This is a genomic window from Sinobaca sp. H24, assembly GCF_023845525.1.
This window is the reverse complement of the sequence record NZ_JALBWT010000062.1, coordinates 1-11,981: the sequence shown is the minus strand read 5'-3', so window position 1 is coordinate 11,981 and position 11,981 is coordinate 1. Positions and strand designations below refer to the sequence as shown.

The 11,981-nt window shown below is 45.4% G+C and carries 9 protein-coding genes and 3 pseudogenes; 11 read left to right on the top strand and 1 reads right to left on the bottom strand.

What is annotated here, in order from left to right; translation table 11 throughout:
- The 11 genes and pseudogenes from MMY81_RS32080 to fabF all read left to right on the top strand — a co-directional run.
- Positions 1–454: pseudogene (locus MMY81_RS32080) on the top strand (bifunctional ornithine acetyltransferase/N-acetylglutamate synthase); the annotation flags it as partial.
- A 12-nt stretch (positions 455–466) separates the two neighbouring features.
- Complete coding sequence (gene argB / locus MMY81_RS32075) at positions 467–1,114, top strand: acetylglutamate kinase (protein WP_252316015.1); 648 nt, start codon at positions 467–469, stop codon at positions 1,112–1,114.
- Positions 1,099–1,245, top strand: coding sequence for a hypothetical protein (locus tag MMY81_RS32070; RefSeq protein ID WP_252316014.1), 147 nt, complete (start codon positions 1,099–1,101; stop codon positions 1,243–1,245). The genes argB and MMY81_RS32070 overlap by 16 nt, the downstream gene beginning before the upstream one ends.
- 26 nt (positions 1,246–1,271) lie before the next feature.
- A pseudogene (locus MMY81_RS32065) lies at positions 1,272–2,429 on the top strand (acetylornithine transaminase).
- A gap of 23 nt (positions 2,430–2,452) precedes the next feature.
- Positions 2,453–3,535, top strand: a pseudogene (locus tag MMY81_RS32060) (carbamoyl phosphate synthase small subunit).
- Positions 3,528–6,701, top strand: coding sequence for a carbamoyl-phosphate synthase (glutamine-hydrolyzing) large subunit (locus tag MMY81_RS32055; RefSeq protein ID WP_252316013.1), 3,174 nt, complete (start codon positions 3,528–3,530; stop codon positions 6,699–6,701). The pseudogene MMY81_RS32060 and the gene MMY81_RS32055 overlap by 8 nt, the downstream one beginning before the upstream one ends.
- 4 nt (positions 6,702–6,705) lie before the next feature.
- Complete coding sequence (gene argF / locus MMY81_RS32050) at positions 6,706–7,665, top strand: ornithine carbamoyltransferase (RefSeq protein ID WP_252316012.1); 960 nt, start codon at positions 6,706–6,708, stop codon at positions 7,663–7,665.
- A gap of 161 nt (positions 7,666–7,826) precedes the next feature.
- Complete coding sequence (locus MMY81_RS32045) at positions 7,827–7,994, top strand: hypothetical protein (protein ID WP_252316011.1); 168 nt, start codon at positions 7,827–7,829, stop codon at positions 7,992–7,994.
- An 87-nt stretch (positions 7,995–8,081) separates the two neighbouring features.
- Positions 8,082–8,201, top strand: coding sequence for a ComZ family protein (locus tag MMY81_RS32040; RefSeq protein WP_252316010.1), 120 nt, complete (start codon positions 8,082–8,084; stop codon positions 8,199–8,201).
- A 119-nt stretch (positions 8,202–8,320) separates the two neighbouring features.
- The gene (locus tag MMY81_RS32035) at positions 8,321–9,256 is read left to right on the top strand and encodes a beta-ketoacyl-ACP synthase III (RefSeq protein ID WP_120192466.1); all 936 of its coding nucleotides are present in this window, start codon (positions 8,321–8,323) and stop codon (positions 9,254–9,256) included.
- 32 nt (positions 9,257–9,288) lie between these two features.
- The gene (gene fabF, locus MMY81_RS32030) at positions 9,289–10,533 is read left to right on the top strand and encodes a beta-ketoacyl-ACP synthase II (RefSeq protein ID WP_252316009.1); all 1,245 of its coding nucleotides are present in this window, start codon (positions 9,289–9,291) and stop codon (positions 10,531–10,533) included.
- A gap of 35 nt (positions 10,534–10,568) precedes the next feature.
- On the opposite strand, the gene MMY81_RS32025 is transcribed toward fabF, so the two are convergent.
- Positions 10,569–11,981, bottom strand: a 1,413-nt coding sequence (locus MMY81_RS32025; RefSeq protein ID WP_252316008.1) for a CBS domain-containing protein, incomplete at its 5' end; no start/stop codon positions are given.

Below are 11,981 nucleotides of genomic sequence, written 5' to 3'. Positions count from 1 at the left end.
GGAATACTTTTATAGAGGCGCTGTGCAGAACAAGCGAAGACCTTTCCAAGAAATTGCAAGAGACGGAGAGGGTGCCACGAAATTAATTGAAGTGAATGTAAGTGGCGCAAAGAACGAAGAAGAAGCAGGTAAAGCCGCTAAACAAATTGCGGGATCAGATCTGGTGAAAACGGCCGTTTACGGCACAGACGCAAACTGGGGAAGAATTATCGTAGCTTTAGGCTACAGCGAAATCGATTTAAATCCGGACACAATAGATATTTCATTAGGTGCGATCCAAACGCTTAAAAATAGTACACCCGTTGTGTTTTCGGAAGAAGATGCCAAGCGTTATCTTGAACAGGATACCGTACAGATATTTGTAGATCTTCATGTAGGTTCTGCTGAAGGGAAAGCCTGGGGATGCGACCTCACTTATGAATACGTGAGAATTAACGCAGGATACCGGACATAAAGGAGTAAAAACATGAGAGAAGTAGTTATCGTTAAATGCGGAGGGTCAACAGCAGAACAGCTGACACCGGCTTTTTTCGAATCCTTAAAAGCGATGAAAGACAGCGGTCTTTATCCCATAGTTGTGCACGGCGGCGGTCCTGCTATTAATACGATGCTGGAAAAGCTGGATATCCAATCAGAATTTGTAGACGGGCTCCGCAGAACTACGAAACCGGTTCTGGACACGGCAGAAATGATATTGTCAGGAAAAATGAATAAATATATAGTCTCGGAAATCCAGAAACAAGGTCAGAAGGCAGTGGGTCTTTCAGGAGTAGATGGAGAGCTGTTGCAGGCGGAGTGTATAAACGAAGAAAAGCTTGGTCTTGTAGGAGAAATATACAAAGTGGAAACATCACTTTTAAATGTATTGATGGAGTGGGGAGCTATTCCTGTTATTGCTCCGATTGCCACAGACGGCAGCGGAGGACGTTTGAACGTAAATGCGGACAGTGCCGCTTCCTCCATCGCAACAGCCATGAACGCAACACGGCTTTTGTTTATCACAGACGTAAATGGAATTTATGCCAACAACGAAATGATCAGCCAAATTAACGAAGAAAAGATAGAAGAATTAATACAGAGCGCGTTATATACGGAGGAATGGTTCCGAAAGTGAAAGCGGCGCTGGCAGGTTTAAAAGGAAATATAAAAGAAGTGGTTATTGCCGGTGCCCACGGGGAGCGCACCACATCTGAAGGATTTATAGACGGCACAACTATTGTAAAAAACAGCTGGATAAATAGCTGAGGAGGCTTATGATGAACTCGCAGCAGATGAAGCATACAAATGAAGACAGCACTCTTTTCCCGACGTACAAAAAATGGGAGCTTACCTTTGAATCAGCAGAAGGATCATATATTACAGCGGCTGACGGGAAGACGTATTTAGACTGTATGGCAGGAATTGGCGTAGTGAATTTAGGCCATAAGCATCCTGCTGTTTTAAAAAGCGTGGAACAGCAGCTGCACAAGGGATGGCACGCTTCCAATTTCTTTAAGTATGACGGTCAGGAAAAACAGCCCAGCTTCTGACAGAACATTCATCCGGGGATATTGTGTTTTTTGCAAACAGCGGGACAGAAGCCAACGAAGCAGCGATTAAGCTGTCCAGAAAATATACAGGACGTACGAAAATCATCAGCTTTGTCCAGTCTTTTCACGGCCGCACGTTAGGAAGTATGGCAGCTACCGGACAGGAGAGCATTCATCAAGGCTTTGGTCCGATGCTCCAGGGGTTTGAATATCTGCCATTTAACGATGTGAATGAACTGGAGAGTGCCATCGATGAAATACTGCGGCGGTTATGGTAGAGCCTGTGCAGGGGAAGGCGGCGTCGTTCCTGCTTCCCAGGAATTTCTGAAAGCTGTAGAGTCGCTTTGTAAAAAGAACGGAGCCTTGTTTGTAGTAGACGAAGTTCAAACAGGAATCGGAAGAACAGGGGCTTTCTTCGCTTACGAACATGCAGAAGTTTCCCCCGATATTATAGTAGCGGCTAAAGGGCTGGGAAATGGTTTTCCGGTAGGGGCAATTATTGGTAAAAAACATTTGGCATCGGCTTTTGGACCGGGATCCCACGGTACAACATTCGGAGGAAATCCGTTAGCGATGGCCGCTGCCCAGGCTACACTTGAAACAGTTATTTCAGAAGATATAGCTGGTCAGGCAGCCGAAAAAGGAGCTTTTCTGATAGAAGAACTGAATAAAAAAATCGGACATTCCAGCAAAGTAAAAGAAATACGGGGAAAAGGACTGATGATTGGAATTGAACTACACGAACCAGCAGCCGATTATATTATGAGCATTCAAAAGCAGGGTGTTCTTATGATTGGGGCAGGTCCCAACGTCATCAGGCTGCTTCCGCCGCTTACGATAACAAAAGAAGAATTACAGCATGCGGTAAATACAATCGCATCCGTTTTAAATACTAATTAAAAGAAAAAAGGAGGATGGAGAGCATGCAGGGACATATTACATTGGAAAACGGCGAAATATTTGAAGGTGAGCTGCCGGAAGGCTTCAATGGCAGAACGTATGGAGAAATTGTCTTTTTACAGGAATGACCGGATATCAGGAGGTGCTGACCGATCCTTCCTTCTATGGACAGATTGTTGTATTTACGTATCCGCTGATTGGAAATTACGGCATAAATAAATCAGATAATGAAAGCATCCATCCTCAGCCGGCCGGTATTGTCGTGAGCACAGCTGCCGGAGAAGCAACTCATTATGAATCGAAAATGACATTTGCAGAGGCTGCAGAAGAAGCAGGTATTCCTGTTATAAGCGGAGTAGATACGAGGGCGCTTGTTCAGAGTATCCGTGAAAAAGGAGATATGGGTGCCGTACTGGCTGAGAACCCTGTGAAAGTCCAGGAAATGATGTATGAACCGCTTGGTGAAAAAATGGTAATGGATGAGGTGTCGGTCAATCATCCGGAGACGTTTGGAGAAGGAAATCACCATGTAGTATTAGTTGATTTCGGATATAAGCGTTCCATGGTGAAGCGGCTGAATGAAAGAGGATGCCGGGTAACCGTCGTTCCTTTTGATACATCAGCCGAAGACATTAAAAAGCTTGCTCCGGACGGCCTGTTGTTTTTCCAACGGCCCCGGGAATCCTAAACAGATGGCAGAATACCTTCCTCACTATAAAGTGCTGGCGGAAACGTACCCGACGCTTGGCATCTGCCTTGGGCACCAGCTGATTGCCCTTGCTTTTGGTGCAGATACGGAAAAGCTCCGCTTTGGACATCGGGGAGCGAATCAGCCTGTGCAGGATATGGACTCAATGAAAGTGTTTATGACCTCCCAGAACCACAGCTACGTGGTAAAGGAAGATACGATTGATACAAATGAATTTCTTGTAAAATATAAAAACATTAATGATGGGTCTATTGAAGGACTATCCCACAAATCGCAGACAATCATTACCGCACAGTTTCACCCGGAAGCACATCCGGGGCCAGCAGACAGTGAAGAGATTTTTGATGAATTTGTGAAAGTTCTTCAGACTAAAGGGAGCGAAAAATCCTATGCCTAAGCAGAAAAACATCAAGAAGGTTGTAGTAATCGGGTCCGGCCCGATTATTATCGGCCAGGCAGCAGAATTTGATTATTCAGGCACACAGGCGTGTCTTGCTTTGAAAGAAGAAGGAATTGAAGTTATTTTAATTAACAACAATCCGGCTACCGTTATGACAGACGACTTCTGCGCGGATAAAGTATATTTTGAACCATTAACCGTGGAATCTGTAGAGCGGATCATCCAAAAGGAAAAGCCAGATGGCTTTCTTGCAACTCTCGGCGGTCAGACGGGGCTCAACCTGGCACTCGCTCTTAACGATCAGTCTATTTTGGAAAAATATGATGTAAAAATGCTCGGGACCTCGATTGCTTCAATTAAACAGGGGGAGGACAGAGAGGAATTCCGCTCCCTGATGCATAAACTCAACGAGCCCGTGCCGGAGAGCACCATCGTTTCCTCGGTGCAGGAAGCTCTGGACTTTGCTGAAGAGATCGGCTATCCAATTATTGTACGTCCAGCCTATACGCTTGGCGGAGGCGGAGGCGGTATTGCCTCTAATAAAGAAGAGCTTGCTTATATTTCATCCGGCGGCCTGGAAGCCAGCCCCATTCACCAGTGTCTCGTGGAAAAAAGCATTGCCGGTTTTAAAGAAGTCGAATATGAAGTAATGCGTGACGCCAATGATACGTGTATTACGGTATGCAACATGGAAAATATTGATCCGGTCGGAGTTCATACAGGAGACTCTATCGTAGTGGCTCCATCCCAGACGCTGACTGATGTAGAGTACCAAATGCTTAGAGCTTCTTCGCTGAAAGTAATACGGGCCCTTGGAATTGTCGGAGGCTGCAATATTCAGTTTGCTCTCGATCCGGAAAGCAGGCAGTACTATTTAATAGAAGTGAATCCAAGAGTAAGCCGATCGTCGGCGCTGGCCTCCAAGGCAACGGGATATCCAATTGCTAGAATGGCTGCTAAAATCAGTGTCGGCTATCACCTGCACGAATTAATCAATCCAGTTACAGGACATACGTATGCCAGTTTTGAACCGGCTCTGGATTACGTAGTAGTGAAGTTTCCACGCTGGCCGTTTGACAAGTTCTCTTATGCCGACCGCAGCCTGGGAACCCAGATGAAAGCAACGGGAGAAGTAATGGCAATTGAACGAAATCTCGAAGCTGCCCTGCAGAAAGCGGTTCGTTCCCTTGAAATTAAACTGGATGGCCTTTCCATGCCGGGTCTGCAGCTGCTAAACACAGAATCCTTATATACAAAACTGGGAGAACAGACAGATGAGCGTTTCTTTATTATCATGGAACTGCTCCGGCACGGGGAAACAATAGAGGCAATTCACGAAAAGACGAACATCGACCTATTTTTCCTGCGTTCGTTTAAACAGCTGATTGATCTGGAAACAGAGATTAAACAGAGCGAGTGGCAGAACATTGATAAAAAGCAGCTGTTGTCCTATAAGAAAAAAGGCTTTACTGACAGCTGGATGAGCAGCCAGTGGAACTGTGACCCGCTCGATATTTACGAGCAGCGTAAGGTCTGGGGAGTACTGCCCACCTATCATATGGTAGATACATGTGCTGCAGAATTTACAGCGGAAACGCCGTATTATTACTCCAGCTGGTACACCCGCAGTGACAGACAGACCGAAAAGAAAGACAATAAAGTGATTATTCTGGGCTCGGGGCCGATTCGTATCGGTCAGGGTATTGAATTTGATTACTGCTCGGTCCACGGGGCAAGAGCTTTAAAAGAAGCCGGTTACGAAGCAGTGATTATTAATAATAATCCTGAAACAGTGAGCACCGATTTCGAAATGGCGGACCACCTTTATTTTGAGCCTATTTCACTGGAAGACGTGCTGCATGTGGCAGCCGAAGAACAGACGGATAAAATTATTGTGCAGCTGGGCGGCCAGACCGGCATTTCATTAACTGAAGAGCTGGAGAAAGCGGGCATGAGTATTCTCGGCACGTCATTTGATACCATTGATAAGCTTGAAGACAGAGGACGCTTTTATGAACTGATGCAGGAGGCAGGAGTCCCTCATATACCCGGGGTAACAGGAGAAAGTAGAAAAGACGTTATAGAAAAAGCGGAGGCTGTCGGCTTTCCGGTTCTTCTGCGCCCATCTTACGTAATTGGCGGGCAGGGTATGACCATTTTGACCAAAGCGGAGGAACTAACTTCCTATTTACACGAAGAAGAACAGACGATTGAGTATCCAATTCTGATTGATTCGTACCTTCCGGGTACCGAGCTTGAAGTAGACGTGCTGACGGATGGAAACGATATATACATTCCGGGAATATTTGAACATGTAGAGGAAGCGGGTATTCATTCCGGGGACTCCATGGCAGTTACGCCACCCTTTACCATTGGAGAAGAAGTAAAAAAATTAGTGGTGGAACATGCACAGAAAATCGCCCGTTCCATTGATTTTAAAGGGATCTTTAACATTCAATTTGTGTATGATAAAAATACGCTCTATGTAATAGAGATTAATCCGCGTGCCTCAAGAACTGTTCCTGTGTTTTCAAAAGTGACGGGAGTGGAAATGATCGACGGCGCTGTACACCTGCTGCTTGGCCACAAGCTGCAGGAGTGGACAGGTGGAAAAACCGGGCTTGAGCAGGAAACATCCTACTATACAGTGAAAGCACCGGTATTTTCAAATGACAAACTTCCCGGGCTGGATCCTATTCTCGAAGCAGATATGAAGTCAACCGGGGAATTGATCAGCATTGCCCCAACGGTGAAAGAAGCCTGCAACAAAGCTTTTGCCTGGTCGGAGAGCCAGATTCCGCTGTTATTTAAACAAAAAGGCAGTGTCTACTGCGCTATAGAAGACAGTCAGCTGCCAGCCTGCATCGCCTCTCTGGAGAAGCTGAAAGATAAAGGGTACAGTCTGGTTTTTGAGGAAGAAGCATCTTCTTTTTCCAGCTGGGTTCAGCAGGAAGATGCCGTGGCGTTTATCAGCCTGCCGAAAACCGGCTTTAAAAATGGAAAAGAAAAGCGCCGGGAAGCTATGAAGCAGAGAAAAACAATTATTACAAATGCAAGAACCCTGGAAGTAATGGTAGAAGCAATGGGCCACGCGGCGCAGGAACCATTGTCCATCCAGGAGCTCCTGGCAGGAGAAACGAAGCCGATTGGAAAAGGGGTATAATATAATGAACACAGAGGCCGCAGCTTCAATAGCTGCCACATTAAAGAACAAAGACCTTCTGACGTTGTTTGACTTCTCGTCGGATGAAATAAAATATCTGCTGGAAAGAGCGGAAACGATGAAAACGGAACAAAAACAGGGTAAACTGTCTACTGCGCTGGCAGGAAAGTCCCTCGGTATGATATTTGAAAATGCGTCCACACGCACGCGGGTATCGTTTGAAGTAGGCATGACCCAGCTGGGCGGCCATGCGTTATTTTTAAGTCCGAGAGACCTGCAGATCGGCCGCGGGGAATCGCTTCGTGATACGGCAAAAGTATTATCGCGTTATGTGGATGCTATTATGATCCGTACTAATTCCCACGAAAAAGTAGAAGAACTTGCAGAATATGCAGACATTCCTATTATTAACGCACTGACAGACTTGTACCATCCATGCCAGGCACTGGCAGATCTGCTGACGGTAAAAGAGCATAAAGGCACGTGGGACGGGCTGAAAGCATGTTTCATTGGGGATGGGAATAACGTAGCCCATTCCTGGATCATCGCCTGCACGAAACTTGGCATGGACGCTTCCCTGGCCGTACCGAAAGGCTATGAGCCGGATGCGGAAGTGTGGCGGAAGATTGAGGAGCTAGCTTTAGAAATGGGTACCAAGGTGACCTGTACAAATGATCCGGCAGAGGCCGCTTATAAAGCAGATGTTGTATATACAGATGTATGGACCAGCATGGGCAGTGAAGCGGAGCAGGATAAACGTTTAAATGACTTTAAAGGGTTTCAAATAAATGAAGAATTAATGAGCCATGCAGCAGATGACTACATTTTTTTACACTGCCTTCCGGCTCATAGAGGAGAAGAAGTATCGGCAGAAGTCATCGACGGATCCCATTCGGTTATCTATGATGAAGCCGAAAATCGACTTCATGCACAGAAGGCCGTTTTGGAAGCAGTTATCAGCTGATACGTATAAAAAGAGCCCATTTTCAAAATGAGGCTCTTTTTATTTCGTTTTCCAGCAGGAAAGAAAGCCGGGAACTGAAAATGGTGCTTTGCTTTCCGAACGGGATTCGCTAAAATGGAAGAGTACAGGATGAAGAGTCCGATACAGAAGCAGGTGAAACAATGGTTGTACGAAAGGTTATTACAGGAGCTTTCCTTTTCTGCGTGGTTACCTTTGGAGCTTTTATCCTTTTTGACGCAGCATTGGGAATAAATGAAGGGCTTTCCGTTATATTGGCCATTGCCCTGGGTCTTAGTACAGAATTTCTTTACCGAAAATTCACAGTGTAATTACATTAGGAGGAATAGTATGGATCAGGAATTAAATATGCGTTTTATGGAAGTAGCAATGAGGCATGTGCAGGAGGGGCAGTCTTTTTGAATAACAAAGGGATTGAACTGGATATGCATGATTTGCAGCCGGCTCTTGAAATGCTGATGCAGGTAATGAGTGAAGCATACGAGATGGGCTATGAGGACGCTAAAGAAAATAAATAGCTTTCCTGCTTTCGAAAAATAGACAGATCTTTAAAAATGAATTAAAATTAGAACCAGGTACTATAATTAAGTATAACCTGCAGGCATTTACTTAGCTGCCTGCCGAGGAGAGATAATACATGAGAAATGCAGGAATATTAGGTATTGGAAGTTTTACGGAAGGCCGGAAAGTGACCAATTTTGACTTCGAAAAAACACTGGACACAAGCGATGAGTGGATTCGAACGAGAACAGGAATAGAGAGTAGAATATTTGCAGAGGATGATGTCGACACGTCTGATATGGCGTATCATTCAGCGAAAGAGGCAATGGACGATGCCGGATTGTCCGGAGAAGACATTGACCTTATTCTTGTAGCCACCGTAACCCCGGACTACCCTTTTCCTTCTGTTTCAGCATTAATTCAAACAAGGCTCGGAGCCGTTAATGCGGCGGCTATGGACATCAGCGCTGCCTGTGCAGGTTTTATTTACGGAATGTCCGTAGCTGAACAGTATATCAAAACAGAGACTTATAAGAATGTACTTGTAGTCGGTGTGGAAAAACTCACAAAGATTACAGACATGACTGACCGCAATACAGCCGTGCTGTTTGGAGATGGTGCTGGAGCTGTAGTAATGGGACCGGTAGCCGATGATAAAGGTGTTCTTGCTATTGAACTTGGAGCAGATGGAGCAGGAGCAATGCATATTCGTCAGGACCCACAGATGATTATGAATGGACGGGAAGTGTTTAAATTTGCCGTTCGCCAGATGGGGGAATCTTCCCTGAGCGTTCTAAAAAAGGCCGGTCTCACAAAAGACGATGTAGACTTTTTAGTTCCGCATCAGGCTAACATCCGTATTATGGAAGCAGCCCGGGAGCGTCTGGATCTGCCAAAAGAAAAGATGGCAGTAACCGTTAATAAATACGGCAACACCTCCTCTTCTTCCATACCTATTGCGATGGTCGAAGAGTTGAAGAATGGAAAAATTAAAGATGGCGACGTAGTAGTTCTTGTCGGATTCGGATCAGGTCTGGTTTGGGGAGCTGCAGCTATACGCTGGGGAAAATAATAAGCTGATAAAAGTATGAAGGGGAGATGAATATGAGCGGCGAACACCGGGTAGTAGTAACAGGTCTGGGCACGGTTAATCCACTGGGAAACGATGTGGAAACAGCGTGGAATAACGTTGTAAATGGTGTTTCCGGTATTGGAGAACTGACGCGTGTAAATAAAGACGAATTTCCAATGAAAACGGCTGCAGAAGTGCAGAATTTTGATATGGATGCTTATGTTGAAAAAAAAGAAAGCCGTAAAATGGATCGATTCACACAATTTGCAGTAGCTTCTGCAAAAATGGCACTTGATGACGCCAACTACGAAATTACGGAAGAAAATGCACCTCGTATTGGTGTATGGATTGGATCAGGCATTGGAGGAATGGAAACGTATGAACAGCAGTTTTTAAACTTCCAGAAAAAAGGTTATAAGCGGGTCAGTCCTTTCTTTGTGCCAATGATGATTCCGGATATGGCAGCCGGACAGGTTTCTATTTTTACCGGAGCAAAAGGATTGAATTCCTGTACAGTAACAGCATGCGCCTCCGGAACAAACTCCATTGGTGATGCTTTTAAAGTAATTCAGCGCGGAGATGCTGACGCGATGATCACGGGTGGAGCAGAAGCTCCTATTACGAATATGGCAGTAGCAGGATTCTGCTCTGCTAAAGCAATCTCAACGAATGAAGATCCATCCCGTGCGTCACGGCCTTTTGATAAAAACCGTAATGGATTTGTTATGGGAGAAGGTGCCGGCGTTTTAATACTAGAATCCCTGGAGTCCGCTCAAAAACGGAATGCGTCGATTTACGGTGAAATCGTCGGCTATGCAGGTACAGGAGATGCTTATCATCTTACCGCCCCTGCGCCGGAAGGGGAAGGAGCTGTCCGGGCAATGACGCAGGCTATAGCCGATGCCGGTCTCGCGCCGGAGGATATAACCTATGTAAATGCCCACGGTACAAGTACAGCCTATAACGATAAGTTTGAAACGCAGGCTCTCAAAACCGTATTTAAAGATCACGCCTATGATCTGCTCGTAAGCTCTACTAAATCAATGACGGGTCATCTGCTTGGAGCTGCCGGAGGAATCGAGGCAATTTTCTCTTTAAAAGCAATGCAGACGAATACAGCTCCGCCGACTATTAATTACGAAGAACCTGATCCGGACTGTGATCTTAACTATGTGCCAAATAAAGCACAGGAAAAAGAAATAAAAGCTGTTCTTAGTAACTCTCTTGGTTTTGGCGGTCACAATGCTACTATCGTATTTAAAGAATTTACAGAATAAAAAGAAGGAAGGCCCCTAACGGGCTTTCCTTCTTTTTACGTCTGCAGCCGTCCGGTAACAAATTGAAGAGCTTCCTGCTTTGTACTCATTTCTCCATTAAGAGCTGCCTTCTCCACTTCAAATAAATAATACCGGAAGTCACGGGAAGGCGTCATCCCGGCTTCTATTAAATCAGTACCCCGGAGCAGAGGGAGCTGCTGCCGCTTTGTTTGATAAGCCAGCAGGGCTTCACTGACAGCGTAATCGGACAAAGCATATTTGAAATAAGCTCCGACAGCCTCCAGGTCTTCACTGCGGCAGGAAGATAGGGCATCATGTATCGTGCCGGGTCTCTGCATATAAAAAGATCTTGGAAGCCCCGATAGATAAATAAAAGACTCTAAAAATCGTTTCTGCTCTTTAGATACGGCTAAAAAGCGCGCTTTTGCGAGAAGATCAGGTTTTTCCATGTAAAGGCAGAGCAGATAGTGAAACCAGGATTCCCGGTAAAGCGGCACTGCCCAGTGTTCAAGCATTTCTTTTGCACGGAAACCCCAATAGGCATACGGGAGAAAGTCATCCAGCACGTCCAGCTCATAAAGACGCTCCAGACTGAAATAAGGATCGGTCTCCTTAAAAAGAAGTTTCATTTCATTGATCGTTCTGCTGTTGGAGAGCGTTTTAATGGAACTGCCTGCTTCTTTAGCAAAGCGCTCGGCGCGTTCATCCATTCGAAAAGACAGGCGGTATTCGAACCTGAGGCCGCGCAGAATACGAGTGGGATCTTCGACATAGCTGAGATTATGAAGCACCCGGAGTGTTTTTTCTTTTATATCTTCCCAGCCTTTAAAGAAGTCCAGGAGGTCTCCAAAGGTGTCCGGGCATATAGAAGCTGCCATCGCATTAATTGTAAAATCCCGGCGGTATAAATCTTCTCTAATATTTGAATGACGAACCGTAGGCAGGGAAGCAGGTCGTTCATAATATTCGGTTCTCGCACTGGAAAAATCAACTTTTATCTGATCAGGAAGGGTAACAGTAGCTGTGCCGAACGATTCATGAATGTGCACAGTTCCCATTTTTTCTTCTGCATAGGCGGCAGCAAATGATGGCGCATCCCCTTCAATAATAATATCCATATCTTCGCTGGGGCGCTCCATAATTAAATCGCGGATCATTCCACCGGTAATGTAGGCGTGCAGATTTTCTTTTTCCGCTATAGTTCCGATTTCTTCCAGAAGAAACGCAATGGCCGGCTGCAGATACTGCTTAATATAAGTAGCAATATTTTTCTTCTTTTGTACGGCATAGGCGGTATCCTGCTGCATCCAGTCAATCATGTCGGTTCTGGAAATAATACCGGTAATGGTTCCGGTATCTCCGAATACGGGTACTCTGCCGATGTTATGCTGAATCATTAACTTCTGAACGTATTCGATGGAATCTGTTTCGGCAGCATAGTATGGGTT

Excerpts from the sequence above, each read along its gene's own strand:
- argB (WP_252316015.1), top strand. The coding sequence starts at position 467 with ATGAGAGAAGTAGTTATCGTTAAATGCGGAGGGTCAACAGCAGAACAG.
- MMY81_RS32045 (WP_252316011.1), top strand. The coding sequence starts at position 7,827 with ATGGTTGTACGAAAGGTTATTACAGGAGCTTTCCTTTTCTGCGTGGTT.
- MMY81_RS32070 (WP_252316014.1), top strand. The coding sequence starts at position 1,099 with ATGGTTCCGAAAGTGAAAGCGGCGCTGGCAGGTTTAAAAGGAAATATA.
- argF (WP_252316012.1), top strand. The coding sequence starts at position 6,706 with ATGAACACAGAGGCCGCAGCTTCAATAGCTGCCACATTAAAGAACAAA.
- fabF (WP_252316009.1), top strand. The coding sequence starts at position 9,289 with ATGAGCGGCGAACACCGGGTAGTAGTAACAGGTCTGGGCACGGTTAAT.
- MMY81_RS32055 (WP_252316013.1), top strand. The coding sequence starts at position 3,528 with ATGCCTAAGCAGAAAAACATCAAGAAGGTTGTAGTAATCGGGTCCGGC.
- MMY81_RS32035 (WP_120192466.1), top strand. The coding sequence starts at position 8,321 with ATGAGAAATGCAGGAATATTAGGTATTGGAAGTTTTACGGAAGGCCGG.